28 protein-coding genes are annotated in these 25,360 nt (G+C 64.2%); 14 read left to right on the top strand and 14 right to left on the bottom strand.

The genetic code is table 11. The features are described 5' to 3' along the window. Positions 1-8 precede the first annotated feature (8 nt). The 4 genes from Q4G14_RS02325 to Q4G14_RS02340 all read left to right on the top strand — a co-directional run bounded on the left by Q4G14_RS02325 (position 9) and on the right by Q4G14_RS02340 (position 2,967). Positions 9-1,310: a lipoprotein-releasing ABC transporter permease subunit gene (locus Q4G14_RS02325; RefSeq protein ID WP_303360111.1), complete on the top strand. Its 1,302-nt coding sequence runs from the start codon at positions 9-11 to the stop codon at positions 1,308-1,310. Next, positions 1,303-1,962 carry an ABC transporter ATP-binding protein gene (locus Q4G14_RS02330; protein WP_303360112.1) on the top strand — a complete coding sequence of 220 codons (660 nt, stop codon included), beginning with the start codon at positions 1,303-1,305 and terminating at the stop codon, positions 1,960-1,962. The genes Q4G14_RS02325 and Q4G14_RS02330 overlap by 8 nt, the downstream gene beginning before the upstream one ends. Before the next feature lie 90 nt (positions 1,963-2,052). Continuing rightward, positions 2,053-2,460 carry a c-type cytochrome gene (locus Q4G14_RS02335; protein WP_303360113.1) on the top strand — a complete coding sequence of 136 codons (408 nt, stop codon included), beginning with the start codon at positions 2,053-2,055 and terminating at the stop codon, positions 2,458-2,460. Positions 2,461-2,463: 3 nt separating this feature from the next. Further along, positions 2,464-2,967 (top strand): phosphatase PAP2 family protein, encoded by a 504-nt coding sequence (locus Q4G14_RS02340; protein ID WP_303360114.1) that lies wholly within the window; start codon positions 2,464-2,466, stop codon positions 2,965-2,967. Here Q4G14_RS02340 and Q4G14_RS02345 read toward each other — a convergent pair. From Q4G14_RS02345 to Q4G14_RS02370, 6 genes are all read right to left on the bottom strand, one after another. Beyond that, positions 2,945-3,664: a gamma-glutamylcyclotransferase gene (locus Q4G14_RS02345; RefSeq protein ID WP_303360115.1), complete on the bottom strand. Its 720-nt coding sequence runs from the start codon at positions 3,662-3,664 to the stop codon at positions 2,945-2,947. The genes Q4G14_RS02340 and Q4G14_RS02345 overlap by 23 nt on opposite strands. Continuing rightward, entirely contained in the window at positions 3,648-4,253 is a 606-nt protein-coding gene (locus Q4G14_RS02350; protein WP_303360116.1) for a hypothetical protein, read from the bottom strand. The genes Q4G14_RS02345 and Q4G14_RS02350 overlap by 17 nt, the downstream gene beginning before the upstream one ends. Positions 4,254-4,343: 90 nt before the next feature. After that, entirely contained in the window at positions 4,344-6,305 is a 1,962-nt protein-coding gene (parE, locus tag Q4G14_RS02355; RefSeq protein WP_303360117.1) for a DNA topoisomerase IV subunit B, read from the bottom strand. Positions 6,306-6,407: 102 nt separating this feature from the next. Continuing rightward, the gene (locus Q4G14_RS02360) at positions 6,408-6,785 is read right to left on the bottom strand and encodes a type II toxin-antitoxin system death-on-curing family toxin (RefSeq protein ID WP_303360118.1); all 378 of its coding nucleotides are present in this window, start codon (positions 6,783-6,785) and stop codon (positions 6,408-6,410) included. Between the two features lie 5 nt (positions 6,786-6,790). Further along, the gene (locus tag Q4G14_RS02365; RefSeq protein WP_303360119.1) at positions 6,791-7,036 is read right to left on the bottom strand and encodes a hypothetical protein; all 246 of its coding nucleotides are present in this window, start codon (positions 7,034-7,036) and stop codon (positions 6,791-6,793) included. 54 nt (positions 7,037-7,090) lie between these two features. Continuing rightward, a complete protein-coding gene (locus Q4G14_RS02370; protein WP_303360120.1) occupies positions 7,091-7,741 on the bottom strand; it encodes a glutathione S-transferase family protein in 651 nt (216 codons plus the stop codon). 142 nt (positions 7,742-7,883) lie between these two features. On the opposite strand from Q4G14_RS02370, the gene ppk2 reads away from it, so the two are divergent. The 5 genes from ppk2 (at position 7,884) to ccoS (ending at position 13,457) form a co-directional block, all read left to right on the top strand. After that, entirely contained in the window at positions 7,884-8,945 is a 1,062-nt protein-coding gene (gene ppk2, locus Q4G14_RS02375) for a polyphosphate kinase 2 (RefSeq protein ID WP_303360121.1), read from the top strand. A gap of 147 nt (positions 8,946-9,092) precedes the next feature. After that, positions 9,093-10,538 carry a cytochrome c oxidase accessory protein CcoG gene (gene ccoG, locus Q4G14_RS02380; protein ID WP_303360122.1) on the top strand — a complete coding sequence of 482 codons (1,446 nt, stop codon included), beginning with the start codon at positions 9,093-9,095 and terminating at the stop codon, positions 10,536-10,538. Continuing rightward, positions 10,538-11,080 (top strand): FixH family protein, encoded by a 543-nt coding sequence (locus Q4G14_RS02385; RefSeq protein ID WP_303360123.1) that lies wholly within the window; start codon positions 10,538-10,540, stop codon positions 11,078-11,080. The genes ccoG and Q4G14_RS02385 overlap by 1 nt, the downstream gene beginning before the upstream one ends. Position 11,081: 1 nt before the next feature. Then, entirely contained in the window at positions 11,082-13,286 is a 2,205-nt protein-coding gene (locus Q4G14_RS02390; RefSeq protein WP_303360124.1) for a heavy metal translocating P-type ATPase, read from the top strand. Positions 13,287-13,295: 9 nt separating this feature from the next. Then, a complete protein-coding gene (ccoS, locus tag Q4G14_RS02395; protein ID WP_303360125.1) occupies positions 13,296-13,457 on the top strand; it encodes a cbb3-type cytochrome oxidase assembly protein CcoS in 162 nt (53 codons plus the stop codon). A 201-nt stretch (positions 13,458-13,658) separates the two neighbouring features. Here the strand turns inward: ccoS and Q4G14_RS02400 are convergent, their stop codons facing one another. After that, positions 13,659-15,305, bottom strand: a complete 1,647-nt coding sequence (locus Q4G14_RS02400; RefSeq protein WP_368661291.1) for a D-alanyl-D-alanine carboxypeptidase family protein — start codon at positions 15,303-15,305, stop codon at positions 13,659-13,661. A gap of 202 nt (positions 15,306-15,507) precedes the next feature. Here Q4G14_RS02400 and clpS point away from each other — a divergent pair, with 202 nt between their 5' ends. Genes clpS through Q4G14_RS02415 form a run of 3 tightly spaced genes read left to right on the top strand, consistent with a single transcriptional unit; the run spans position 15,508 to position 17,654 of the window. Then, on the top strand, positions 15,508-15,834 hold the full coding sequence (clpS, locus tag Q4G14_RS02405) for an ATP-dependent Clp protease adapter ClpS (RefSeq protein ID WP_303360126.1): 327 nt from the start codon (positions 15,508-15,510) through the stop codon (positions 15,832-15,834). A 3-nt stretch (positions 15,835-15,837) separates the two neighbouring features. Then, positions 15,838-16,833, top strand: a complete 996-nt coding sequence (locus tag Q4G14_RS02410; RefSeq protein WP_303360127.1) for a class I SAM-dependent methyltransferase — start codon at positions 15,838-15,840, stop codon at positions 16,831-16,833. Beyond that, positions 16,830-17,654, top strand: coding sequence for an SDR family NAD(P)-dependent oxidoreductase (locus tag Q4G14_RS02415; protein WP_303360128.1), 825 nt, complete (start codon positions 16,830-16,832; stop codon positions 17,652-17,654). Before Q4G14_RS02410 ends, Q4G14_RS02415 begins: the two co-directional genes overlap by 4 nt. On the opposite strand, the gene Q4G14_RS02420 is transcribed toward Q4G14_RS02415, so the two are convergent. Continuing rightward, the gene (locus Q4G14_RS02420; RefSeq protein ID WP_303360129.1) at positions 17,636-18,058 is read right to left on the bottom strand and encodes a hypothetical protein; all 423 of its coding nucleotides are present in this window, start codon (positions 18,056-18,058) and stop codon (positions 17,636-17,638) included. The two genes, Q4G14_RS02415 and Q4G14_RS02420, sit on opposite strands and share 19 nt — an antisense overlap. A 74-nt stretch (positions 18,059-18,132) precedes the next feature. Between Q4G14_RS02420 and hemF the strand changes: the two genes are divergently transcribed. After that, positions 18,133-18,987, top strand: coding sequence for an oxygen-dependent coproporphyrinogen oxidase (gene hemF, locus Q4G14_RS02425; RefSeq protein ID WP_303360130.1), 855 nt, complete (start codon positions 18,133-18,135; stop codon positions 18,985-18,987). On the opposite strand, the gene Q4G14_RS02430 is transcribed toward hemF, so the two are convergent. Together Q4G14_RS02430 and hemE are read right to left on the bottom strand one after the other, a co-directional pair. After that, entirely contained in the window at positions 18,988-19,860 is an 873-nt protein-coding gene (locus tag Q4G14_RS02430) for an EamA family transporter (RefSeq protein WP_303360131.1), read from the bottom strand. It lies immediately after the preceding gene. Beyond that, positions 19,857-20,885 (bottom strand): uroporphyrinogen decarboxylase, encoded by a 1,029-nt coding sequence (gene hemE, locus Q4G14_RS02435; protein WP_303360132.1) that lies wholly within the window; start codon positions 20,883-20,885, stop codon positions 19,857-19,859. The genes Q4G14_RS02430 and hemE overlap by 4 nt, the downstream gene beginning before the upstream one ends. Before the next feature lie 74 nt (positions 20,886-20,959). On the opposite strand from hemE, the gene hemC reads away from it, so the two are divergent. Then, entirely contained in the window at positions 20,960-21,892 is a 933-nt protein-coding gene (gene hemC, locus Q4G14_RS02440; RefSeq protein WP_303360133.1) for a hydroxymethylbilane synthase, read from the top strand. Positions 21,893-22,023: 131 nt separating this feature from the next. Here hemC and lexA read toward each other — a convergent pair whose 3' ends face one another. The 4 genes from lexA to trpC form a co-directional block, all read right to left on the bottom strand. Further along, the gene (lexA, locus tag Q4G14_RS02445) at positions 22,024-22,719 is read right to left on the bottom strand and encodes a transcriptional repressor LexA (RefSeq protein WP_303360134.1); all 696 of its coding nucleotides are present in this window, start codon (positions 22,717-22,719) and stop codon (positions 22,024-22,026) included. 93 nt (positions 22,720-22,812) lie between these two features. Continuing rightward, positions 22,813-23,994, bottom strand: a complete 1,182-nt coding sequence (glp, locus tag Q4G14_RS02450) for a gephyrin-like molybdotransferase Glp (protein WP_303360135.1) — start codon at positions 23,992-23,994, stop codon at positions 22,813-22,815. Continuing rightward, on the bottom strand, positions 23,991-24,458 hold the full coding sequence (gene moaC / locus Q4G14_RS02455) for a cyclic pyranopterin monophosphate synthase MoaC (protein WP_303360136.1): 468 nt from the start codon (positions 24,456-24,458) through the stop codon (positions 23,991-23,993). Before moaC ends, glp begins: the two co-directional genes overlap by 4 nt. Further along, positions 24,455-25,246 (bottom strand): indole-3-glycerol phosphate synthase TrpC, encoded by a 792-nt coding sequence (trpC, locus tag Q4G14_RS02460; RefSeq protein ID WP_303360137.1) that lies wholly within the window; start codon positions 25,244-25,246, stop codon positions 24,455-24,457. Before trpC ends, moaC begins: the two co-directional genes overlap by 4 nt. Between the last annotated feature and the right edge of the window lie 114 nt (positions 25,247-25,360).

Genomic DNA, 25,360 nt, shown 5'->3' on the forward strand with positions numbered 1-25,360 from the left:
AGGTGCGAATGGCCAGCCCCGCCCCCTTTTCCCGCTATGAGTTCCTGATTGCATGGCGATACCTGCGTGCCCGCCGGTCCGAAGGCGGCGTCAGCGTGATGACGTGGATCAGCCTGATCGGCATCGCCTTGGGCGTGATGGCGCTGATCGCCACGCTGGCAGTGCGGTCGGGCTTTCGCGCGGAATTCGTGGACACGATCCTTGGGGCGAATGCCCACACCTCGGTTTATATGGCGTCAACCAGCTTTACCAACGAACTGACCGGCGAGGTTTATACCCAGTCCGGGCGGATCACCGACTATGACGACATGGCCGCCCGCATCGCCGCGCTGCCGGGCGTTACCCGCGCGGTGCCGGTGGTCAAGGGGCAGGTCATGGCTTCGGCCGGGGATCGCTCGAACGTGGCCGAGGTGTTCGGCGTCACCCGTGATGCGCTGGCCGCGATGCCGCGCATTGCCGACCCGTCCACATCGCTGGGAAGTCTGGATCAGTTCGACAATGGCATCGCCATCGGCAACGGTATCGCCCGCGAACTGGGCGTGGGCATCGGCGACAAGGTCAAGCTGATTTCCCCCGATGGTGCCCGCACGGCCTTTGGCACCACCCCCCGGATCGAGGTTTACGACGTCGCCTATATCTTTTCCGCCGGGCGCTATGACATCGACCGCACCCGCATCTATATGCCGCTGCCCGAGGCGCAGTCCTATTTCAACCGCGAGGGTGCGGCGGACGAAATCGAAGTTTTCGTGAACGACCCCGAGCGCATCGACATCTGGACACCCGATCTGCTGCAAGCCGCCGGGCAGGGGGCCTTGCTGTGGTCGTGGAAGGATTCGTCCTCATCCTTTCTGTCGGCGCTGGATATGGAGGATGATGTGATGTTCGTCATCCTGTCGGTGCTGGTGCTGATCGCGGCGATGAATATCACCTCGGGGCTGGTGATGCTGGTCAAGAACAAGGGCCGCGACATCGGCATCCTGCGCACCATGGGGCTGACGCAGGGCGCGGTGATGCGGGTGTTTTTTCTGTGCGGTGCCTTTACCGGGGTGCTGGGCACCATCGCCGGGGTGATCCTGGGCGTGTTGCTGGCGCTGAATGTCGATAACATCATGGCGGGGCTGAATGCGCTGACCGGCGGCGGCGCATGGCAGCCCGAGGTGCGCGGCATCTATCGCCTGCCTGCCGAATTGCGGCTGTGGGATGTGGGCCGCGCCGTGGCCCTGTCGCTGTTTCTGTCCTTTATCGTCACCATTTTCCCGGCCCGCCGCGCGGCACGGATGAACCCGGTCGAGGCGCTGCGCTATGAATGAAGTCCTGTCCCTGCGCGATGTGTCGAAAACCTATGGCGCCGGCGGCCCCTCGCCGGTGCAGGTGCTGCGCGACATCAACCTGACCGTCGCGCGTGGCGAGGTGGTGGCGCTGGTCGCGCCGTCCGGTTCGGGCAAATCGACGCTGCTGCATATCGCCGGGCTGCTGGACACGCCGACCGGCGGGCAGGTGGTGCTGAACGGGCGCGATATGACCGGCCTGCCCGACAAGGCCCGGACCGAGGCGCGGCGGCAGGATCTGGGCTTTGTCTATCAGTTCCACCACCTGCTGCCCGAATTTTCAGCCGCCGAAAACGTGATCCTGCCGCAGCTTGCCAATGGCACTGCCCAAGGCGCGGCTGCGGCGCGCGCCGCCGATCTGCTGGCCCGCGTCGGCCTGTCGCATCGCGCCGACCACCGCCCGGCCGAACTGTCGGGGGGCGAACAGCAGCGGGTGGCCTTTTGCCGCGCGCTGGCCAATGCGCCGTCCCTGCTGCTGGCGGATGAGCCGACGGGCAACCTTGACCCGGACACTTCGGACAAGGTGTTCGGCGTGCTGATGGAGCTGGTGCGCGACACCGGCCTGTCGGCGCTGATCGCGACGCATAACCATGATCTGGCCGCCAGGATGGATCGCGTCATCGGTCTGGGCTGAGGCAGGAAAACCGCCTGTCCGGCGTGAAACGGTTGCCCGCGCGCACGGCCTGCGGCACAGTCCGGGCAGCAGATAAAACCGGAGAACCTGATGAAACAGGCGATTGTGGCAGGCACGGCAGCTTTGGCGATGGCAGCGATGATCGCCGCCTGCTCCCCCGACCAACAGATCACCACCGCGCGCAGCGACTATATGAACCTGTGCGCCGGCTGCCATGGCACCACTGGCAAGGGCGACGGCCCGGCGGCAGCGGGGCAAGACCCGCGCCCCTCCGACATCACCACCATCGCCGCGCAGCATGGCGGCGAATTCCCGCGCCTTCAGGTGATGAGCCATATCTACGGCTATACCATGGGCCGTTCCGAAAGCCCGATGCCGCAGTTCGGCGACCTGCTGGAGGGCCGCAGCGTCATGTATGACGCGGGCGATGGCCGCGAAACGCCGACCCCGCGGCGGCTGGTGGCGCTGATGGAATATGTCGAGGGGATGCAGGAATAATCCGTGTTGCGCCCCGCTGTCCTCGGTCTGGTCCTGACCACGGCTGCCGCCCCGGCCGTGGCCGATCCGTTTGAAAATTTCGGCACGGCGATGAAATACGGCCTGCCCGCCGCCGCCGCGCTGTGCGCGCTGCGCGATGATCGCGGCGAGGATTTCGCCGTGCGCGGCGCGGTGCAGGTGGGGCTGGTTCTGGCGCTGAAACATCTGTTTCAGGACAGCGCCATCGGCCGGCGTCCGTCGGGTGGCGGCGACGGTTTCCCCTCGGGCCATACGGCGGCGGCCATGTTCGGTGCGGCGGATCTGGCGGGCAAATGCTTTGCCGATGATCCGCTGGCCGGGGCGGCGGTCTATGGCGCTGCCGGGATGACGGGGCTAAGCCGCATCCACGCGGGCGAACATACGCCTGCGCAGGTCATGTCAGGCGCGCTGATCGGGTTCAGCCTTGGCGCGGCCAGCCTGGGTATCGGCACGGATAAGGTGTCGATCAGTCTGGGGATGCGGTTTTAGGCTCATCGTGCAGCCGGTCGATTTCGGCGGCAACCAGACGATCCAGTTCCCAGATATAGGGGTCAAAGATACCGGCATCGCGCAGCCCATGGGCGGTGCGGTGCAGATATTCGGCACCTGATCCGGCCGCACCATTGGCGCGGGCCAGACGGCTGGCCTGTTCATCGACACTCAGATCGGCCAGTTCGGTGCCAACCGGATCGGCATAAAAGGTCAGCGCCTGTTCGCGGCCCTGTTCGGTCGCAACCTCGATCCAGACGGCATTCGCGGCCAGCTCATGCGCCACCAGTTCGCGCCGCAGCAGAGCGCACAGCGATTCGCCCTCGGTCCCCGGCGCGATGTCCAGCAGCAGCCCGTCGCATTCCCCGCCCGAGGCAAGGGCCAGCATCAGCCCCGGCTGATCGGGCGAGCCGCGAAAGTGATCCAGATGAATGCTGAACCGCCGATGCCAGCCAATCGCCCGCGCCCGCCGCCGCGCCTGCACCTCAAAGCCGGGGTTCCAGATCAACGAGCCATAGGCGAACACCGGGATCGGACGCGGACGATCACGGGTCAGCGCCTCGGCCAGCCGGTCCAGATCGGCATCGTCCAGCATGGTGAAATGCGGGCTGTGCAGTGGGCCACTGCTGTGATGCCGCACCCGGTCAAGATGCGTCTGTGTCAGCAGGGGGCGGGGGATTTCATGCATGGTTTTCATCGTAACCGATGTGGCGCACGTCATAGCCGTCCGGCTTGATCGCATTTTCATAAAGAAAGAACTTCTGAGTTGTTTCTATGCTTTTGGGATTTGTTGCGCGAAGATTTAAATACACACTTTTCGTGTCAAAATTGGGATCATCGGCAGGGCCGATTTTCACTTCCTTCATGTCGTTGGTAGCGATATTGGGGGCGAATATAATGGACTGATGCATGGGTTCCTGGTTCCCGATCTGGCGCGCCTCAATTTGCAGGAGTGATGAAAAGCTTCCTGTATTTGTGAGGGTGATCTGCCACACGCCACTGTCATAGCTCGTAATCTTCGCAACAAAACAGGGTGCGCGATCTTCAAGGTCTAGCTGACGGCGACGATCTTCGCTTAGCTTTGCAACATCAATCGCCTGACGCTGTGCCTCGGCCTGTTCTCGTGCCGCGTTCGTAGCTTCTTCCATCTCTTTTACCTGATGGCGAAGCGATTCCGAGCTGTTTTGCAATTCTCTGCCTTGCTGAAAGAACCCTAAAACCAGCCATAAAAACGCAATGGGTGCAAAGGCGCCTGCCAAAAAATCCCCAAGTTCATTGAGGCGCATGGCGTGAAATTCTTCCCATATGTTAGGGGTGCGAAGCCATATTATGCCGATAAGGTAAGTGAGGGTTGCTGCGATCCCGATTATCCACATTCATACATCCAGATCTTCGGCGAATTGCGCGTTTTCCTGAATGTATTCAAAGCGCAATTCGGGTTTCTTGCCCATCAGTCGTTCGACCAGATCGCCGGTTTCGCCGCCGTCGTGATCGTCGATGCTGACGCGGATCAGCTTGCGCGTGGCGGGGTTCATCGTGGTGTCCTTCAGGTCTTTGGCGTCCATTTCGCCCAGGCCCTTGAACCGCTGCACGTCGATTTTTCCCTTTCCGCCCAAGCCCTTGGTCAGCAGACGTTCCTTTTCCGCGTCATCGGCGACATAGACCCGGTTCGCGCCCTGCGTCAGCCGATACAGCGGCGGGCAGGCCAGATACAGGTGGCCCTTGTCGATCAGCGGGCGCATCTGGGTAAAAAAGAACGTCATCAGCAGGCTGGCGATATGGGCGCCGTCCACATCAGCGTCGGTCATGATGATGATCTTGTCATAGCGCAGGTCATCGACGTTGAATTTCGATCCCATACCGACGCCAAGCGCCTGACAAATATCCGAGATTTCCGAGTTCGACCCCAGCTTGGACGAGGCCGCCCCCAGCACGTTCAGGATCTTGCCTTTCAGCGGCAGCAGGGCCTGAGTCGTCCGGTCGCGCGCCATCTTGGCGCTGCCGCCGGCGCTGTCGCCCTCGACGATGAAAATCTCGGTGCCGTCGCGGTTGGTGGCGCTGCAATCGACCAGCTTGCCGGGCAGGCGCAGCTTTTTGGTGGCGGATTTGCGGGCGGTTTCCTTTTCCTGACGGCGGCGCAGGCGTTCTTCGGCGCGCAGGATCAGGAAATCCAGAATGGCGCCCGCCGATTTCGTGTCCGCCGCCAGCCAGTTGTCGAAATGGTCGCGCACCGCGCCTTCGACCAGCCGCTGCGCCTCGACCGTGGCCAGCCGGTCCTTGGTCTGGCCAACGAATTCCGGTTCGCGGATAAAGCACGACACCAGCGCGCAGCCGCCGGTCAGCAGATCGTCGCGGGTGATATTCGCGGCCTTTTTGTTGCTGACCCGTTCGCCATAGGCGCGGATGCCTTTGAGAATCGCAGACCAGAACCCGGCTTCGTGGGTGCCGCCTTCGGGTGTGGGGACGGTGTTGCAATAAGACTGGATAAATCCATCGCGCGATGGCGTCCAGTTGATCGCCCAGTCCACCTTGCCGGGGGCGTTGAATTTTTCTTTGAAATCAACGCTTCCGGCAAAGGGGCGGTCGGCATAGGTGCTGGCCCCGGTCAGGGTTTCGGTCAGATAATCGGCCAGACCGCCGGGAAAATGAAAGGTGGCCTCGCGCGGGGTTTCGCCATCGTCGATCTCGCTTTTCCAGCGGATTTCCACGCCGCTGAACAGATAGGCCTTGGATTTGACCATTTTCATCAGCCGCGCCGGTTTAAAGCGGTGATGGCCAAAGATCTGGTCGTCGGCGTGGAAGGTGACGGTGGTGCCGCGCCGGTTGGGCGCCGCGCCGATCCTTTCCACCGGGCCTTGCGGAATGCCGCGCGAAAAACGCTGTTCAAACAGTTCCTTGTTGCGCGCGACCTGCACCACCATGCTGTCGGACAGCGCGTTCACGACCGAGGCACCAACCCCGTGCAACCCGCCCGAGGTCTGATAGGCATCGCCCGAAAACTTGCCCCCCGCGTGCAGCGTGCACAGGATCACCTCAAGCGCCGATTTGTCGGGGAATTTCGGGTGCGGATCAATCGGGATGCCGCGCCCGTTATCGCGGATGGTGACGCTGTAATCGGCGGCCAGCTCTACCTCGATCCGGCTGGCATGGCCCGCCACCGCCTCGTCCATCGAGTTGTCGAGGATTTCGGCGACAAGGTGATGCAGCGCGCGTTCGTCGGTGCCGCCGATATACATGCCAGGGCGTTTTCGGACGGGTTCCAGCCCCTCAAGCACCTCGATCGAGGCGGCGGAATAGGCGTCGGACGCCGTGTCGGACTGGAAAAGATCGTCGGCCATATGTCTGCTCGGGTCATTTGTCATTTGGGCCGTTATCTCACGACCGGGCAGGGCGCGACAAGGGATAGCGTCGCCCCCGCGCCGGGGCGCAGAGGCTGGCGGCTAGACCCGGCCGCGCAGCCAGTCGGCCAGATCGCCATCGTCGATAAGCCCCTGCGCAAGAGCGATGATCTGGTTGCCGATTTCTTCGTCCGGGACCAGTGGCAGAATGCCGCCATTCATATGGAGCACCAGAAACATCACCTCAAATGCGGTCCGCTTGTTGGCATCGTTGAAGCAATGGCCTTGGGCGACCGCCATCGCATAAGCAGCGGCGAGGTCGTAAATATCGGCAATCAACCCGTAAGCGACCCGGTTTTCGACACGCGACAACGCGCCTTCCAGCGATTTGTCGCGCGCGCGGCCAGTCAGTTCGCCCGGATTGAGAACCAGATCATGCGCCCGCTCAACCTGAGCGGGCGATAAAAGACGCCATTCCATGACCGTCACTTATCCTTGAGATAGTCCAGAATCGGCTTGGCACGTTCGCGGGTCGCCTCGAATGCCGCTGCGAATTCTTCGTCGGTGGCATAGCGGTGGGTCGGGGCAGAGGCCTCTTGCGGGACCAGATAGGCCACCAGCTGCGAATTTTTCAGCACCGCCACGGGCTTGCCGCCGGCGCGGTCAAGCACCTTTTGCGGTTCGCGCAGTTCGGTGATGGTGCAGATGTGGTTGGTCAGCAGGCGGGTCATGGGGTGTCCTTTCAGATTGACCAAGTATCGCACATCTGAATGGGTATTTCAATGTCATTCCGGCTCGGCCAGTCGGGCTTCCCACATCTTGCGAAAGGCGGGGCGGGCCTGACAATCGCTCAGCCAGGCGCTGATCGCCGGAAAGCGCGCCATCAGCTCGGCCTGACCCTGCGCATAGCGGATCACCTCGGCCATGTTGATGTCGGCCACGGTAAAGCGGCCCGCGACCATCTGGCCGTGGTGGTTCAGATGATCCTCGACCACCGACAGCGGGCGGATCAGGCGCTCGACAGCGGTTTCGCAGATCGCCCGATCGTCGGGCTTGGCGGATGCCGACAGGAACAGCAGCGTCAGCGCATCGGGCTCGATGGCGGTCGCGGCATAGAACGACCATTGCATCATCTGCGCGTTTTCCGCCGCATCGGCGGGGCCAAAGGGCGCACCGTATTTGCCAGCCAGATACAGCGTGCAGGCCATGCTTTCCGACAGCACAAGCCCGTCATCCTGAAGCACCGGCACCGCCCCGGCGGGCGACAGGCGCAGAAAAGCGGGCGAGCGGGTGTTCAACGGCGCGTCGGCGGCTTCGGGGTCGGGCAGGCGATAGGCCTGAATCACCGGCACCTGCCGGAACTCCAGCCCGATTTCATGGCACAGCCAGATGATACGCGACGCGCGCGAACGGGTGACGCCGTGAATGGTCAGCATGGGTGGTCCTTTCCTGCCTGCCGCCGCAGGTTATGCGGCAGATTTGTGCGCGAAAAGGTGCAAATTTGATCCGCCTCAATGCGCAGATTACGAAAATGTGACATAAGCACGCATTCGTTCAAGAAAATGGAGTGCGCGAACAATGCCTGATGACAGCCTGACCCGGAATCGCCTTGACGTTGCCCCCCAGGCCGCAGCCCCGGCCGAGGGGGCCGATGCCGCCGCAGCGGCGCTTGACGGTGCGGCGGGCGTTGCTGCCAAACCGGCGCCTGCAACCACCCGAAAGCGTGCCAAGCCCGCCCCCGTCACCCCCGAACAGGTGCGTGCCGCATTTGAAAACGGCCGTTATCCTTACAGCCACCGCATGGGCCGCGCGGTTTACGAGGCGGAAAAGGCGCGGCTTCAGGCTGAACTGCTGAAGGTTCAGCTTTGGGCGCAGGAAACCGGCGAGAAATTCGTTATTCTGTTCGAGGGCCGCGATGCGGCAGGCAAAGGCGGCACGATCAAGCGGTTCAACGAACACCTGAACCCCCGCCTTGCGCGGGTGGTGGCGCTGCAAAAGCCCACCGATCAGGAACGCGGCCAGTGGTATTTTCAGCGTTATGTCAATCACCTGCCGACCAGCGGCGAAATGGTGTTCTATGACCGCAGCTGGTATAACCGCGCCGGCGTCGAGCGGGTGATGGGCTTTTGTTCGGCCACGGAATATCTGGAATTCATGCGTCAGGCACCGGAATTTGAACGGATGCTGGTCCGCTCGGGTATCCGGCTTTACAAATACTGGTTCTCGGTCACGCAAGAGGAACAGCGCCGCCGCTTTCTTGCGCGCGAAACCGATCCGCTGAAACAGTGGAAGCTGTCGCCCATCGACAAGGCCAGCCTGGACAAATGGGACGACTATACCGAAGCAAAAGAGGCGATGTTCTTTTACACCGACACCGCCGATGCGCCGTGGACCATCGTCAAATCCAACGACAAGAAACGCGCCCGCCTGAACTGTATGCGGCACTTCCTGTCGTCGCTGGATTATCCGGGCAAGGATGTCGAACTGGTCGGCCAGCCCGACCCGCTGATCGTGGGGCAGGCCAGCCATGTCGTGCATCGGTCTGAACATATGCTGGGCAGCGCCATGCATCCAGAAACGCGCAAAGCCGCGTCCGGGCGCCGCGCCGCCGGGCCGAATACGGCCACCAAGGCGGGCTGACAGGATGGCAGGGGGGCGATGGCTGCGACATTGCGCCCCCTTGCCGCGCATGGGCTGCGGCGTCTATGTGGGCGTTTGCGCGTTTGATCCGGTCCTGACCTTGGGCTATGTTGCTGCCGCCTCCCTGCGCGCTACAGGAGTATAAAGATGTCCTCAGAAGCCGAGCCGTCGCAACTATATGCGGCGCGCGAGCCAATCTTTCCCAAGCGTGTTTACGGCAAATTCCGCAATCTGAAATGGATCATCCTCGCCGTTACGCTGGGGATTTACTATGTTTTCCCGTGGTTCCGCTGGAACCGTGGGCCTGAGTTGCCCGATCAGGCGGTGCTGGTCGATCTGGCCAACCGGCGGTTCTTTTTCTTCTGGATCGAGATCTGGCCGCACGAATTCTATTTCGTGGCGGGCCTTTTGGTGATGGCGGGGCTGGGGCTGTTCCTGTTCACCTCGGCGGCGGGCCGGGTCTGGTGCGGTTATGCCTGCCCGCAAACGGTCTGGACCGATCTGTTCATCCTTGTCGAACGCTGGATCGAGGGCGACCGGAACGCCCGCATCCGTCTGTGGCGGCAGAAATACGATGGCCGGAAAATCCGCCTGCGCCTGCTGAAATGGACGGTCTGGCTGCTGATCGCGGTGATGACCGGCGGGGCGTGGGTGTTTTATTTCGCCGACGCGCCGACCCTGCTGCGCAACCTGTTCACCGGGCAGGCGCATCCGGTGGCCTATATCACCATCGGCGTGATGACGGCGACGACATTCCTGTTCGGCGGCTTTTTCCGCGAACAGATCTGCATCTATGCCTGCCCGTGGCCGCGCATTCAGGCCGCCATGATGGACGAGGACACGCTGACCGTCGCCTATCGCGACTGGCGGGGCGAACCGCGCGGCCGTATCGCCAAGGGCGAGCAGACCAAATCCGACGATCCGGCGGCGGCCAAGGGCGACTGCATCGACTGTTATGCCTGCGTGAACGTCTGCCCGATGGGCATCGACATCCGCAACGGCCAGCAGCTCGAATGCATCACCTGTGCGTTGTGCATCGACGCCTGCGACGAAATCATGGACAAGATCGGCAAGCCGCGCGGGCTGATCGACTATATGGCGCTGCGCGATGAAACCGCCGAACGCGCGGGGGGCGCGCCCAAGCCGATCATCAGGCACATCCTGCGCCCCCGGACCCTGCTGTATTTCACGCTGTGGGCCGGGATCGGGGTTGCGCTGGTCGTGGCGCTGTTCATGCGCTCTCCGTTCGATCTCAGCGTGTCGCCGGTGCGCAACCCGGTGTTCGTGCCGCTGTCCGACGGCTCGATCCGCAACACTTACGAGGTGCGGATGCGCAACAAACAGCACGAGGCGCGGCCCTTTGCCGTCACCATCGACGGGGCCGAGGGGCTGATCGTTACCCTGGAAGGGGTGCAGGGCAATGTCGTTACCGTGGCCGCCGACGAAACCTATTTGCAGCGCGTCTATGTGACCGCGCCCGCAGACAGCCAGATGGCAAGGGCGGGGCAGCAAAGGATTGAAATGGTGGTGACGGATACGACCGACGACATCTCTGCCTCGACCTCGACCGTATTCCATGGACGGGAACGCTGATGTTTGGAAACCTGACGCCTTACCTGATGGTTCTGGGAATCGCGGCGCTGTTTGTGCTGCCGTTCCTGCTGTTCACGATCGGGAAACGCTTTACCGGCTGGCATATGCTGGGCTTTGCCGGGGCCATGTTCGGCATCATCATCGTGGTTAACATCTTTATGGCCTTCAAGGCGGTGGGGACGTTTCCGGGGCTGGAGGTGCCGAATTCCTATATCGCCTCGCAGAGCTTTGAGCGCGAACGTGCCGCGCAGCAGGCCCTGGGCTGGACCGTGACCCCGGCCTATGACGGGCAGGAATTGACGTTGCAGATCGTCGATGAGGCCGGACTGCCCGCCCGCGTCGCCTCGCTTTCGGCGACACTGGGGCGCCCGACCCATGTGCGCGAGGATGTGACGCCCGATTTCACCTATGACAATGGCGTGTTCCGGGCGCCGCTGCATCTGGCCTCTGGCGTCTGGATCATCCACGTTACCGCCACGGCACCGGACGGGACCGAGTTTCGCCAGCGCATCGACCACTATGCAGGGGACCGGGTGAACTGAGATGACGGATCTTTCGGCAGACAGGGGCAGCTTCAGCGCCTGCCCGGCCTGCGATGCCGCGCCTTTGGCGCAGCAGATCGCGGCTGCCGGTGCAGACAAGGCCGCGGCGGGCGATGTCATCCTGTCGGTTCCGGCCGTGCATTGCGCCGTCTGCATCACCGACATCGAAGGCGCGCTGAACCGCCACCCCGGCGTGCGCGCGGCCCGCGTGAACCTGACCCTGCGCCGGGTGAACATCGACGCCCCCGGCCTGACCGCGCAAGACCTGATCCCGGTGATCGAGGCCACCGGCTATGACGCGCATGAACTGGACCCCGGCGCATTGTCGGCCACCAGCGCCGACCGGACCTCGCGCGATCTGCTGATGCGGATCGGGGTGTCGGGCTTTGCCATGATGAATATCATGATCCTGTCCATCGCCGTCTGGTCCGGGGCCGAAGATGCGACGCGCGACATGTTCCACTGGATCAGCGGCGCGATTGCCATTCCGACGGTGATTTTTGCCGGGCGGCCGTTCTTTGCCAGCGCGGGGCGGGCCTTGCGGGCCGGGCGGTTGGGCATGGATGTGCCGATTTCGCTGGCGCTGATCCTGGCGACCTCGATTTCGCTGTATGAGACGATCCATTCCGGCCATCACGCCTATTTCGACGGCGCGGTGATGCTGTGCTTTTTCCTGCTGATCGGGCGCTATCTGGATTACCGCACCCGCGCCGTCGCCCGTTCCGCCGCCGAAGAACTGACCGCGCTGGAGGTGCCGCGCGCATGGCGTCTGACCGACGCGGGCGAAGAACAGGTGCCGGTGGCCGACCTGCGCCCCGGCGACCTGATCCGCGTGCGCCCCGGTGGCCGCATCCCTGCGGATGGCGACGTGACCGAGGGTTATTCCGAGATCGACCGTTCGCTGCTGACGGGCGAAACCTTGCCGGTTGCCGCCGGGCCGGGGCAAGCCCTGATGACCGGCGAAGTCAACCTGACCGGCCCCTTGACCCTGCGCGTCACCGTCGCCGGGCGCGACAGTTCGCTGTCACGCCTGACCGAGCTGGTGGCGGCGGCGGAATCGGCGCGCGGGCGCTATACCTCGATCGCGGATCGTGCGGCGCGCGGCTATTCTCCGCTGGTGCATGTGCTGGCGCTGGCCAGCTTTACCGGCTGGCTTTGGGCAACGGGCGATCTGCGGCTGGCGGTGAATATCGCTGCGGCGGTGCTGATTATCACCTGCCCCTGCGCGCTGGCGCTGGCGGTGCCGGCGGTGGTGACGGCGGCCTCGGGGCGGCTGTTCCGGCGCGGGCTGCTGATTAAAGATGGCACCGCGCTGGAACGGATGGCGCAGATCGACACCGTGGTGTTCGACAAGACCGGCACCCTGACCATGGGCGCGCCGCAGGTCGTGTCGCTGGATGTTATCCCCGATGACCTGCGCCCCGCTGCGCTGGCGCAGGCGCAGGCGTCTGACCACCCGCTGTCGCGCGCATTGGCTGCCGCGCTGCAATCCGCCGGGGTTCAACCCGCGCCGGTCGAAGCCCTGACCGAGCATCCGGGCTATGGCGTGGCCGCGCGCTGGCAGGATCAGCCCGTGCGGCTGGGGCGCGCCGATTGGGTGGGGGCCGACGCCGGGCAGGGCGCCCTGTCGTCAAGCTGGCTGGCGGTGGGCGATGCGGCACCGATCCGGCTTGAATTTGCTGACAGCCTGCGGCCCGGCGCGCTGGATTGCGTGCGCAGGCTGCGGGCCGAGGGGCAGCGCGTGATCCTTTTGTCGGGCGATGTGCCTGCGGCTGTGGCCGACATCGCGGAACGGCTGGACATTCAGGAATGGCGCGCGCAGGTGACGCCGACCGGCAAAGCCGAGGCGGTGCAGGAACTGACCGCCAGCGGGGCGCATGTGCTGATGGTCGGCGACGGCCTGAACGACACGGCGGCGCTGGCTGCGGCCCATGCCTCGATCTCGCCCGCTTCGGCGCTGGACGCGGCGCGGGTTGCCAGCGACATCGTGCTGATGGGGCAGGATCTGTCGCCTGTTGCCGACACGCTGGCCACGGCGCGTCAGGCGGTCAAACGCATCCGCGAGAATTTCGCCATTTCGCTGCTGTATAACCTGCTGGCGGTGCCCTTTGCGATGGCCGGGCTGGTGACGCCGCTGTACGCGGCGCTGGCCATGTCCAGCAGTTCGGTCTGCGTGACGCTGAACGCGCTGCGGCTGCGCCGCTGAAAGGACGACATGGAAATCCTGACCATCCTGATCCCCGTTTCGCTTGGCCTGGGGGCCGTGGGCCTGCTGGCCTTCATCTGGACCCTGCGCAGCCGCCAATACGAAGACCCCAAAGGCGACGCCGAGCGTATCCTGAGCAAGGAATGGGACGACCGGCCCAAGCCTGACTGATTGGCGGTGCTGATCGGTTGCGGGCAGGTGCTGTGCCCCTGCGGCACAAGCTGTTTAAAGATGATGGAGCCGATGCAGTCCGGGGTGATGCAGGCGTTCTACAGCCTGCCTGACGGGCTGCCCCCTGAAATTAACCTTAATCCACAAAAAAACGCCAGTGCGCCGGATGGGCACTGGCGTTTCTGTTGGTCGCTGACGGCCTCAGGGGCCGGTGACTTGACAGCCTTCGCCCCGCGCGGTCAGCCGTTCACAGGCAAGCCGGGCGTCCGAGCGGGTCAGCCCGGAAAAGCGCGCTTCGAACCCGCGACGTGTGTCGGCCACGCTGCGCCGTGCCGCCGACAGCGACCCGCCATCTTGCAACGCATTTTGCAGCAACCGCTGTTCAGCCTCGGCGCGCGAGGTATATGTGCCCAGAACCAGCCCGTAATTGCGCCCGGTAGCCGCCGGACGGCGCACGATCTGCACCGCTTCGGGCGAAGAAATATCCCCCTCGCCCATGGCGGCAAGGATCACGGTTTCCGACCGCGGCTGCGGCGGTGGCGATGCCAGCAACGACAGGCTGCCAGCGGCACCGCCCGATGCCGCAGCAGGGGCGGATTCGGCAACCTGCTGCGGTTCCGGCGCGGTCTGGGTCGCGGCACCACGGTTGCGCGGGGCAGGTGCCGGGCGGGCGGATGCCACGATGGCCCCCGCGATGCTGGCCGATTGCGGTGCCGGTGCCGCAGGCTCGGGCGCGGCGGCGGTTGCGACTTCGGGTGCAGAACCGGCGGGACGCGGCGACGGGCGTTGGCTGGCGGCCAGAACCAGACGCGAGGTGGGCGCAACTGGTGCGGCCTCGGGCGTCGGGGCAGGGGCTGCGGTTGCCATCAGCGACGCCCGATCAGTGGCACGCTGCACCTGACGCGGCGGGGCCGAGCGGCTAAGGACAAGGCGCTGCGGCTGTGCTGCCACGGCGGTCGGTTCCGGCTGCACCTGTGCGCGGCGGACAACGCGCTGTGAGGGGACGTTCAGCGGCTCGGGTCGTATTTCCCGCACCCGATCAGGTGCGCGGCCAAACCCGGTATCCAGCAGTTGCGCCATCACCTGATTGCGCTGCGCGGTCGAGGTGCCGCCGAATACCGTCGCGATGATCCGCTTGTTCCCGCGCTGTGCCGAAGCGGTCAGATTAAAGCCGGCGGCGCGGGTATAGCCCGTCTTGATGCCGTCAGCGCCGGGATAATCGTCCAGAAACCGCTTGTTCGTCGAAGACACCTGCGCCACACCCGCATCCGCCGAACGGCGCGAAAACAACGAGTAATATTGCGGGAAATCATAGAACAGCCGCCGCCCCAGGATCGACATATCCTCGGCTGTGGAATAGTGGCCGTCTTGCGTCAGGCCGTTGGCGTTGCGAAAATTCGTGTTCCGCATTCCCAAGGCGCGCGCCGTGGCCGTCATCTGTTGCGCAAAAGCAGCCTCGGACCCGGCCAGCCCCTCGCCAATGGCGGTGGCGGCGTCGTTGGCCGATTTGATCGCCGCCGCGCGGATCAGATAGCGCAGTTCGATCTGCTGACCGGCGCGCAGCCCCAGTTTGGAGGGCGGTTCAGCGGCGGCATTGCTGCTGATCGTAAAGCGCGAATCCAGCCGGACGCGGCCCTGTTCCACTGCGGCAAAGGCCATATACAGCGTCATCATCTTGGTCAGCGAGGCCGGATGCAGCCGGGTTGACGCGTTTTGCGCATAGATTGGCTTGCCTGTTCGCGCATCCATCACATGGGCCGCAAAGGGCGCGGCGCTGACGGTTGCTGGCAAGGCCAGTGCGATAAGGGCAAAAGCCCATAGCCGGGCGGCAAGGGTGAATCGTTTCACTGTCGCGGTCTCTCTGCCTCGTGACGTGTCGTTTTTCGCACGTCTTTGTTAATATAATGACAATAGCATGGCTTGGCCCGTGCGGGAACCGTTTATTTCGTCGCATTCGGCGCGCATCAGCCGATACGGGGGCTTTTATTACCGGGCAGATTGACTATATTCCTGCCAACCCACCGGACAGATCATAACAACCAGACGCCCCATGACACATCGCATGAGCGATAACGACGATTTCGATCAGACCGATCTTGCGGTCAGGACGCGCCCGAAAACGCAGCGTCCGCCGCTGTATAAGGTGTTGATGCTGAACGATGATTTCACGCCGATGGAATTTGTCGTTCATGTGTTGGAACGGCTGTTCAGCATGTCGCGGGCGCAGGCGGTCGAAATCATGCTGACGGTCCACAAAAAAGGCGTGGCGGTTGTCGGCGTCTTCTCGCACGAGATTGCGGAAACCAAGGTCGCACAGGTGATGGAACTGGCGCGCCGGCAACAGCATCCGCTGCAATGCACTATGGAAAAAGAGTAAAATTTGACAGGTTCCCGCCTCGACATCGCCTTTCCGGCTGCGCCACAAGGCGACGCTCTGATCCTGAACGCCCCGGCAGATGCGGCGCTTGATGTGTTTGATCCGGCGCGGCTGACGGTTGTGCAGGGGCAGTATCCGGCGCATCAGACGCTGGCGGCGCGTGGGTTTGACACGCGCCCCGATCTGCCCGGCGACTGGCGCGGCGATCTGGTGCTGGTGTTTTTGCCGCGTGCCAAAGCTGCGGCGCGGGCGCTGATCCATCAGGCCGCGACCAGCCTGCCCAAGGGCGCAAGCCTTTGGATCGACGGGAAAAAAACTGATGGAGTTGATGCGGTCCTGAAGGAAATCAAAGCCTTGACCGAGGTCGCCGAAGTCCACAGCAAGGCGCATGGCAAGATTTTCCGTATCACCGCCGGGCCTTGGGTGCCGGCGGATTGGGCGGCTGTGTCGCAGGAAATCGCGCCCGGCTTTCGCACCGTTCCCGGCGTGTTTTCCGCCGATGGCATCGACCCCGGCTCGGCCATGCTGGCGGCACATCTGCCTGACCGGATGCCTACGCGTGTGGTTGATCTGGGCGCGGGCTGGGGCTGGTTGTCGGCGCAAGTGCTGGCACGGCCCGGCGTCGAGGTGGTGCATCTGGTCGAAGCCGACCACGCCGCGCTGCAATCGGCGCGGCTGAATGTCGCAGACGCCCGCGCGCAGTTCCACTGGGCCGATGCCCGCGATTTTCACCTGCCCGATCCGGTGAACGGCGTGGTGATGAACCCGCCCTTTCATCAGGGCCGCGATGCCGATCCGGGCCTTGGCCGTGATTTCATCGCGGCGGCGGCGCGGTTGCTGACCGGGGCGGGGCGGCTGTGGATGGTTGCGAACCGGCATCTGCCCTATGAAACGACGCTGGCCCAACACTTTGGCAAGGTTGCCGAAATTGCTGGCGATACCCGCTTCAAGATCATCGAGGCCAGCGGCGCCCGCCGCCCCAAAGGTTCCCGCAAATGACCGTTTCCGTTCAGGGCAAGGTTGCCATCGTCACCGGTGCTGCCCATGGCGCGGGGCTGGCCATCGCGCGGGCGCTGCATCAGGCGGGTGCGCGGGTCATGTTCGCCGATGCGGACGAGTCGGCGCTGAATACCGAAACCGCCGCGCTGGAAAGTGGCGAGGATCGTTCCGCCCGCAGCTTTTCGGCCAATCTGGGCGACCGGCTGGCACTGGCCAATCTGCTGTCGGCCACCATCGACGCCTTTGACCGCGTTGATATTCTGGTAAACGCGCATCGCCTGCTGAAGCCTGGCGATCCACTGGACAGCGACCCCGAACAGATCGAGGAAATGCTGCGTCACAACATGATGTCGGCGCTGCGGCTGTCACAAATCGTGGCGCGGCGGATGATCCGGCAGGCGCAGGACGACAGTTCTATGGCCGAGGCGGGGACGATCGTGAATGTCACGACGCTGGCCGGAACGCGGCCTGTCCCGCAATTGCTGGGCTATTCCATCGCCTGCGCTGCGCTGGATCAGACGACGCGCGCGCTGGCCCTGGCCCTGGCACCGCATCGCATCAGGGTAAACGGGCTAAGCTATTCCAGCCTGATGACGCCGGAAATGAAGGCCGCGCTGCGCCATGATCCCGCGCTGCGCGACCGTATCATCAAGGGCACGCCGCTTGGCCGTATCGCCTCGGCCGACGAATTGGTGGATACGGCGCTGTTGCTGGCCAGCCCGGCGTCTGGCTTTGTCACCGGGCAGATCCTGACGGTGGACGGCGGGCGCGGGCTGGCCGATCCGGTAACGGCGCAGTCGCTTTACCCGTTTTCGGGATAGGCCGACCGGCAGGCGGCGATGCCCGCCCGCGCGCGCGGTTCCAGCGCGGCCTTGCGCGCCACCAGATTGTCGCGCTTGCGGGTTTCCACCGCAGGGTCGATGGGCACGCGATAGCGTTCGGTATCCCAGCGATCTTCCCAGCAGCCGCGCTCGATAATGCGGTGGTTGCCGTTGCGGTCGCGGATCACATCGCGGCACATGCGATAGACGGGGCGAAGAACCTCGCGCTCTTGCCAGGCATAGCCACGGTCCAGATTGCCCTGAACCTGGGCCAGCAGGTTGCTGACGACGCGATATTCACGGGTTTGCTGGCTGATGCAGCGTTCCTGTTCGGTCGCGCAGGCGGCCAGAAACAGGGGCAATGCCAGGGCGAAAACAAGGCGGGGTGCGCGGTTGCGGGTCATGTCATACTTCTTATACTGATCCGTTGATCTTTGCGCCTGGTTTCGCAAAACGCAAATCAACAAATGAGGACATCATGGACGCCGCCCGCCGCACCGCCGCCGATTGGTTCAGATCGCTGCGCGACCAGATCACCCAGGCGTTCGAGGCGCTTGAGGATCGCGGGCCGGGCACTGCCGCGCCGGGCCGGTTCGAGGTGACGCCGACACAGCGCGGCGAGGATGGCGGCGGCGGCATCATGTCGGTGATGCGCGGCGGTCGCGTATTCGAAAAGGTCGGCGTCAACTGGTCCGAGGTGCATGGCAAACTGGCCCCGCGCGCGCAGGCGGCGATGGCGGCGCGCGGGGTGCCGGGGATGGCGGATGACCCGCGCTTTTGGGCCTCGGGGATCAGCCTTGTCGCGCATATGCAGAACCCGCACGCGCCGGCTGTGCATATGAACACGCGCATGTTCTGGACCCCCGGCGCATGGTGGTTCGGCGGCGGGGCCGACCTGAATCCTTGCATCGAATATCCCGAAGATACGCAGCATTTTCATGCGGTTCTGCGCGATGCCTGCACGCCACACGGGGGCGATTACTATGATCGCTTCAAGGCATGGGCGGATGAGTATTTCTTTATCCCGCACCGGGGTCGGGCGCGCGGTGTGGGCGGTATCTTTTTCGACGACCTGAACACGGGCGATTGGGACGCGGATTTCGCCTTTACGCAGGCGGTTGGCGCGGCGTTCCTGCCGGCCTTTTTGCCGCTTGCCGAAACGCGGATGACGCAGCCATGGTCCGATGCCGACAAGGATCAGCAACTGATCCATCGCGGGCTTTATGCCGAATATAACCTCGTTTACGACCGGGGCACGAAATTCGGGCTGGAAACCGGCCATAACGCCGATGCCGTGTTGATGAGCCTGCCGCCGCTGGCGAAATGGGTCTAATCAGGCGGCGCGCAGCAGCAGGATAACGCCCGCCAGAATCAGCGCCATGCCTGCGATCTGACGCGGGCTGGTGCCCTGCCGGAACACCCGGCCCGACACGATCTGCGCAAAGACGACCTCGATCAAGGCCAATGTGCGCACATTGGCCGCGGGGGTTAGCGCGAAGCCGATGAACCAGAACAGGCTGGCCGCTGCGCCAAGCCCCCCGGCCCCGACGGATGCGCGCCACTCGCGCCGCATTCCGGTCAGCGTGGCGGGGCTGGTGAGGACCAGCCAGATCAGGCACAGCGCCGTCTGAATCAGCAGTGTCATGGCCAGAACCAGTGCCGCCTGAGGCAAGAACGCGCTGCCCGGCAAGGTCAGGATCGCGCCGCGAAAGCCGATGGCCGACAGGCCGAACAGCGCGCCCGCCGTGATGCCGGTTGCGATGCCGCGCAGGCTGGCGCGGCTCCAATCGGCGGCGGACATCAGGACCACCCCCGACACGGCGATCAGAATGGCGGCAAGCTGCGGCAGGCTTAACGGCTCGGCCAGCAGCAGCGCGGCGATCAGGGCCAGCGTGATCGGCTCGGTCTTCATCAATGCGGTGGCGACGCCAAAGCCGCGCCCGCGCATGGTCAGCAGCATAAAGACCGTCGCGACGATCTGGGCGACGGCCCCGAACGCCGCCCAGCCAAAGGTTGCGGCAGAGGGGCGTGGCAGCCCGGCCACCGCCAGGATCAGCGCCGCCGCCAGCAGGGCAAAGGGCAGGCCAAAGATGAACCTGACCGACGCCGCCCCGACCGAGCCGATGCGTTGATCCAGCCCGGCCTGCGCGGCATTTCGTGCTGTCTGCAACGCTGCCGCGATCACCGTGGCGACGGCCCAGATCATGCGCCGCGCACGGTCTCGATCATCAGGGCGACGTTATCAGGGTTGGCGTCGGGGGTGATGCCGTGGCCAAGGTTGAAGATATGCGGCCCGCCCCGGAAAGCATCGACGATACGGCGGGTTTCGGCGACCAGATCGGCCCCGCCCGTGACCATATGCCGCGGGTCCAGATTGCCCTGAACGCAGCCATCCTTTTGCACATTGGCGGCGGCCCAGTCGGCGCTGACCGAGTTATCCAGCGCCACGCAATCGGCCCCGGTCGCACGGGCAAAGCCGATATAGCGATCGCCCGCCTCGCGCGGGAAGGCGATGACCGGAATGCCGGGGTGACGGGCCTTGAGCGCGGCAATGATCTTGCGCGCAGGCTCAAGCGAGAATTCAGTGAAATCATCACCTTGCAGGCTGCCTGCCCAGCTGTCGAACAGTTTGACAACCTCTGCCCCGGCCTCGATCTGGGCGGACAGATAGGCGATGGTGGCGTCGGTGATCCGGTCGATCAGCGCGCGAAACGCGGCGCGGTCTGCGGCAATCATGGCGTGCGCCGGGCCTTGGTCCTTGGTGCCGCGCCCGGCGACCATATAGGTCGCCACGGTCCAGGGCGCCCCGGCAAAGCCGATCAGCGTCGTGTCCTGCGGCAATTCGCGCGACAGGATGCGGACGGTTTCATAGACCGGCGACAGCGTGTCATGGATCGCATCGGTCGGTTTCAGCGCGGCCACCTGATCTGCGGTGGTGACGGTGGACAGCCGAGGCCCTTCGCCCGTCACGAACCACAGGTCCAGCCCCAAGGCTTGGGGCACCAGCAGAATATCGGCAAAAAGTATCGCCGCATCAAAGTTATAGCGCCGAATGGGTTGCAGCGTTACCTCGGCCGCAAGGTCGGGCGTATAGCACAGCGACAGGAAATCCCCGGCCTCGGCGCGGGTCGCGCGATATTCCGGCAAATAGCGCCCGGCCTGCCGCATCATCCAGATCGGCGGGGTGGGCAGGGCCTCGCCCGCAAGGGCGCGCAGGATCGTCTTGGTCATCTTAGCCTCCTGCTGCCTATCGACAGGGCGGGGGGCGCATTGTCAAGCGCCGGTCGGGGCGGTATGCGCAGGGCATGGATATGCCAAACGAAAACCGGCCGCTGAAAATCGGCACCCGAGGATCTGCGCTGGCGCTTGCGCAGGCACATGAAACCCGCGACCGGCTGATGGCTGCCCATGGCCTTGGCGCGTCCGATATTGAAATCGTGGTTATCAAGACCACCGGCGACCGTGTTCTGGACCGGCCGCTGAACGAAATCGGCGGCAAGGGCCTGTTCACGCGCGAGATCGAGGATGCGATGCTGTCCGGCGCCATCGACATCGCCGTGCATTCCTGCAAGGACATGCCGACGCTTCAGCCTGCGGGCCTGGTTCTGGATTGTTTCCTGCCGCGCGAAGACGTGCGCGACGCCTTTGTCAGCGCCGAATTCGATTCGATTGCCGCCCTGCCGCAGGGTGCGGTTGTCGGTTCGTCCAGCCTGCGCCGCCGGGCGCAACTGGCCCACCGGCGCCCCGATCTGCAACTGGTCGAGTTTCGCGGCAATGTGCAGACCCGGCTGCGCAAGCTGGATGAGGGCGTCGCCGTTGCGACCTTTCTGGCAATGGCCGGGCTGAACCGGCTTGGCATGAGCCATATCGCCCGCAGTGCCATTTCGCCCGATGACATGCTGCCCGCCGTCGCCCAAGGTGCGATCACGGTGGAAAGGCGCGCGGATGATGAAGTGGCGGCGCATCTGCTGTCGGCACTCCATGATGATGCCACCGGCATTCGGATCACGGCCGAACGCGCGTTTCTGGCGCGGCTGGATGGTTCATGTCAGACGCCGATTGCCGGGCTGGCCGAAATCGACGGCGACAGCTTGCGCCTGCGCGGCGAGATTTTGCGCCCCGACGGGTCCGAGGTGATCTCGGGCGAGCGTCAGGGCACAGTTCAGGATGCGGCGGCTCTTGGGACTGATCTTGCGAATGAGCTGTTGTCGCGCGCCGGATCAGGGTTTTTCGTCTGACCGTCTGACCGTCTGACCCATACAGGGAATGCTGCAACGGCCGTGCGTTCCCTTTGCTGCCATGTGGCGAATGCGAACGGATGGCTGGTCGCCAGCCATCCCTGACAACGCCCGCAACAATCGGTGGCCCGTCAATAACTGCGGATCAACCCGACCAGGCGGCCTTGAACGCGCACAGCATCTTCGGGCAGGATGCGAGTTTCATAGGCAGGATTTGCGGCCTCTAGTGCGATCATGCCGCCGCGGCGGCGATAGCGTTTCAGCGTGGCTTCATGCCCGTCAACCAGCGCCACGATGATGTCGCCGTTCTCGGCGTTGTCCTGTTCACGGATCACCACGACATCGCCATCGTTGATCCCCGCTTCGATCATCGAATCGCCTTTGACCTCAAGCGCATAGTGGCGTTCACGACCGCCGATCATGCTGCCGGGAACGGCGACGTGATGCGACACTTCGGAAATTGCCTCGATCGGGACACCGGCGGCGATGCGGCCCATCAGCGGCAATTCCACCGCCGGGCTATCCGTGACCGCCATCGCCCCGCGCGGTTGCGACGGGCGGTTATTGCTGATGACGGTCGGGGTAAAGCCCGCCTTGGGATCGCGCGCCAGACTTTCGGGCAGGCGCACGATTTCCAGCGCGCGGGCACGATGCGGCAAGCGGCGGATAAAGCCGCGTTCTTCCAGTGCGGTAATCAGTCGATGGATGCCGGATTTCGACCGCAGATCCAGCGCATCTTTCATTTCATCAAAAGACGGCGGCACACCATCGCGAGCCATGCGCTTCTGGATGAAATCCAACAGCTCGATCTGTTTTTTGGTCAGCATTGGTTCACCTTTCCCGGCCCGGTGTTCGGGGTATGTTCTAGACTGTGCAACGAATCGCGTCAATATCTAGACCACAAGAGCGTGAACAAAAGATTAACCTGCGCCCAGCGGCAGATAGTCCGCCACCTCTCCAGTCTGCCGGGCGGGGTCGTTCGCGGGCCGCACCAACAGCGCGCTTGCGTCGGCCAGAACCGACAGCCGCGCCGAATCCTGATCCTCGAACGGGGTGATGCCGGGCAGGTCGTCGCCCGGCGTCAGGCGCGCGCGCAGGTAATGCTGGCGCGGCCCCTCGGGCGGCAAATCGCAGGTCAATCGGGCGCGCAGCGTTTGCGGCTGTGCGGGCAGGCCCTGCATTGTGCGGATCAGAGGTTGCATGAATAATATCGCACAAACATATGACGAAACAGGATTTCCCGGCAGGCCAAGCATCGCCGCGCCCCCCATGCGCCCCGCCATCAGCGGTTTGCCGGGGCGCATGGCCAGCTTGTAGAATGACCGTTCCAGCCCCAGATCAGCGGCAACCTTGCCGACAAGATCGTGATCGCCAACCGAAGCGCCGCCGATTGTCACGATCAGATCCGCGTCGGCGGCCAGCGCAAACACATCGCGCAGGCTGGCCTCGGTGTCGCGGGCAATTGGCAGAATATCGGCAACGGCCCCCGCGTCGCGCGCCAAAGCGGCCACGATCAGGTCGTTCGAGTTGACAATCTGCCCCGCCTCTACCGTTGCGCCCGGCCGCACCAGTTCGTCGCCTGAAGCGATGACTGCCACGCGCGGGCGACGTGCTACCGTGACCTGCGGCACGTTCATTGCCGCCAGCAGGCCAATGTCGGCGGCGCGCAGCAGGCGCGGGGCCTCGACCGTCTGACCTTGGGCGAAATCGCCGCCGCGCGCGCGGATATTCGCTCCGCCGGACGGGTCGGTGACAGTCACCTGATCGCCGTCGCGCGTGCAGTTTTCCTGCATCACCACGCGGTCATAGCCCGCAGGCACCGGGGCGCCGGTAAAGATGCGGATCGCGGTTCCGGGGGCGGGCTGACCTGCCCATGAATGCCCCGCCGCCGCCTCGCCGATCACGCGCAGCGGGCCGGGCAGATCGGCCGCGCGCAGGGCGTAGCCGTCCATCGCAGCCGCATCGAACGGTGGCTGAGTCAGCCGCGCGACGGCCGGTTGCAGCAGGACGCGGCCCGCTGCATCGGCCAGCGGCAGCGTTTCGGCCTGCGGCGGGTTTGCCAGTGCCAGAACGCGGGCCAGCGCCTCGTCCACAGATATCATGCCTGCCAGTCCCCTGATTTGCCGCCTGTCTTGCGCAGCAGGCGGATACCATTGATCTGAATGCCCTTTTCGGCGGCTTTCAGCATGTCATACACCGTAAGGCAGGCGGTCGAGACGGCGGTCAGCGCCTCCATCTCAACCCCGGTCTGGCCGGCGGTGCGCACGGTCGCCTGCACGCGGATGCCGGGCAGGTCGGGGTCGGGTGTCAGATCCAGCGCGACCTTGGTGATCGGCAGAGGGTGGCACAGCGGGATCAGATCGGCGGTGCGTTTCGCGCCCATGATCCCGGCCAGCCGCGCCACGCCCAGAACATCGCCCTTGGCCGCGCCGCCCTGCGCCAAGGCCAGCGTTTCGGGCGACATGATGACACAGCCTTCGGCCACGGCCTCGCGCATGGTTGATGCTTTGCCCGAGATATCGACCATATGTGCCTGACCCGATTGGTCAAAATGCGTCAGGCTCATGCAGAGACCGTCAGGATGTCGCGCGTTGCGCGGGCCACGTCATCTTGTCGCATCAGGCTTTCACCGATCAGAAAGCGGCGCGCGCCCACTGCCATCATTGCGGCCAGATCGGTGGGTGTGAACAGCCCGCTTTCGCAGACCACATCGCGCCCCGCCGGGATATGCGGCGCAAGTTCGCGCGTCACATCAAGAGTAACCTCGAACGTCTTGAGATTACGGTTGTTAATCCCAATCATCGGTGATTTCAGCCGCAGCGCGCGATCCAGTTCGGCGCGGTTGTGAACCTCGATCAGCGCATCCATGCCCCAATGGATCGCCGCGTCCTCTAGTTCCGCCGCCAGCGCGTCATCGACCGAGGCCATGATAATCAGGATGCAATCGGCGCCCCATGCGCGGGCCTCGGCCACCTGATAGGGATCATACAGAAAATCTTTGCGCAGTGCGGGCAGGGCGCAGGCATCGCGGGCCTTGGTCAGAAATTCCGGCGCGCCCTGAAAGCTGGGCGAATCCGTCAGCACCGACAGGCAGGCCGCGCCGCCTTGTTCATAGGCGCGGGCCAGTGCGGGCGGGTTGAAATCTGCCCGGATCAACCCCTTGGAGGGGCTGGCCTTTTTGATTTCAGCGATCAGCGCCGGGCCATGCGCCGCCTTTTGCGTCAGGGCGGCGGCAAAGCCACGGGGGGCAGACGCGGCGCGGGCCTGATCCTCGACCAAAGCCAGCGGGCGGGCACGCTTTGCAGCGGCAATTTCATCGAGCTTGTAGGCCCGGATTTTATCCAGAATATCCATAACGCTTTCTACCGCGCCCGCCGCCGCAGGAAAAGCCGCCTTGTGCGCCGCGCAACCCCGCCTTGCGGTCTGCGGTATTGTGTCGCAAGGCCGTTAACGCAATCTAGACACTTA

Source organism: Paracoccus sp. (in: a-proteobacteria) (assembly GCF_030538755.1).
Classification (GTDB): domain Bacteria; phylum Pseudomonadota; class Alphaproteobacteria; order Rhodobacterales; family Rhodobacteraceae; genus Paracoccus.

Bases quoted from the DNA above. Each gene is read 5' to 3' on its own strand.
- Q4G14_RS02325 (WP_303360111.1), top strand. From the start codon at position 9: ATGGCCAGCCCCGCCCCCTTTTCCCGCTATGAGTTCCTGATTGCATGG.
- Q4G14_RS02330 (WP_303360112.1), top strand. From the start codon at position 1,303: ATGAATGAAGTCCTGTCCCTGCGCGATGTGTCGAAAACCTATGGCGCC.
- Q4G14_RS02335 (WP_303360113.1), top strand. From the start codon at position 2,053: ATGAAACAGGCGATTGTGGCAGGCACGGCAGCTTTGGCGATGGCAGCG.
- Q4G14_RS02345 (WP_303360115.1), bottom strand. From the start codon at position 3,664: ATGAAAACCATGCATGAAATCCCCCGCCCCCTGCTGACACAGACGCAT.
- Q4G14_RS02350 (WP_303360116.1), bottom strand. From the start codon at position 4,253: ATGCGCCTCAATGAACTTGGGGATTTTTTGGCAGGCGCCTTTGCACCC.
- parE (WP_303360117.1), bottom strand. From the start codon at position 6,305: ATGGCCGACGATCTTTTCCAGTCCGACACGGCGTCCGACGCCTATTCC.
- Q4G14_RS02360 (WP_303360118.1), bottom strand. From the start codon at position 6,785: ATGGAATGGCGTCTTTTATCGCCCGCTCAGGTTGAGCGGGCGCATGAT.
- Q4G14_RS02365 (WP_303360119.1), bottom strand. From the start codon at position 7,036: ATGACCCGCCTGCTGACCAACCACATCTGCACCATCACCGAACTGCGC.
- Q4G14_RS02370 (WP_303360120.1), bottom strand. From the start codon at position 7,741: ATGCTGACCATTCACGGCGTCACCCGTTCGCGCGCGTCGCGTATCATC.
- ppk2 (WP_303360121.1), top strand. From the start codon at position 7,884: ATGCCTGATGACAGCCTGACCCGGAATCGCCTTGACGTTGCCCCCCAG.
- ccoG (WP_303360122.1), top strand. From the start codon at position 9,093: ATGTCCTCAGAAGCCGAGCCGTCGCAACTATATGCGGCGCGCGAGCCA.
- Q4G14_RS02385 (WP_303360123.1), top strand. From the start codon at position 10,538: ATGTTTGGAAACCTGACGCCTTACCTGATGGTTCTGGGAATCGCGGCG.
- Q4G14_RS02390 (WP_303360124.1), top strand. From the start codon at position 11,082: ATGACGGATCTTTCGGCAGACAGGGGCAGCTTCAGCGCCTGCCCGGCC.
- ccoS (WP_303360125.1), top strand. From the start codon at position 13,296: ATGGAAATCCTGACCATCCTGATCCCCGTTTCGCTTGGCCTGGGGGCC.
- clpS (WP_303360126.1), top strand. From the start codon at position 15,508: ATGACACATCGCATGAGCGATAACGACGATTTCGATCAGACCGATCTT.
- Q4G14_RS02415 (WP_303360128.1), top strand. From the start codon at position 16,830: ATGACCGTTTCCGTTCAGGGCAAGGTTGCCATCGTCACCGGTGCTGCC.
- Q4G14_RS02420 (WP_303360129.1), bottom strand. From the start codon at position 18,058: ATGACCCGCAACCGCGCACCCCGCCTTGTTTTCGCCCTGGCATTGCCC.
- hemF (WP_303360130.1), top strand. From the start codon at position 18,133: ATGGACGCCGCCCGCCGCACCGCCGCCGATTGGTTCAGATCGCTGCGC.
- Q4G14_RS02430 (WP_303360131.1), bottom strand. From the start codon at position 19,860: ATGATCTGGGCCGTCGCCACGGTGATCGCGGCAGCGTTGCAGACAGCA.
- hemE (WP_303360132.1), bottom strand. From the start codon at position 20,885: ATGACCAAGACGATCCTGCGCGCCCTTGCGGGCGAGGCCCTGCCCACC.
- hemC (WP_303360133.1), top strand. From the start codon at position 20,960: ATGGATATGCCAAACGAAAACCGGCCGCTGAAAATCGGCACCCGAGGA.
- lexA (WP_303360134.1), bottom strand. From the start codon at position 22,719: ATGCTGACCAAAAAACAGATCGAGCTGTTGGATTTCATCCAGAAGCGC.
- glp (WP_303360135.1), bottom strand. From the start codon at position 23,994: ATGATATCTGTGGACGAGGCGCTGGCCCGCGTTCTGGCACTGGCAAAC.
- moaC (WP_303360136.1), bottom strand. From the start codon at position 24,458: ATGAGCCTGACGCATTTTGACCAATCGGGTCAGGCACATATGGTCGAT.
- trpC (WP_303360137.1), bottom strand. From the start codon at position 25,246: ATGGATATTCTGGATAAAATCCGGGCCTACAAGCTCGATGAAATTGCC.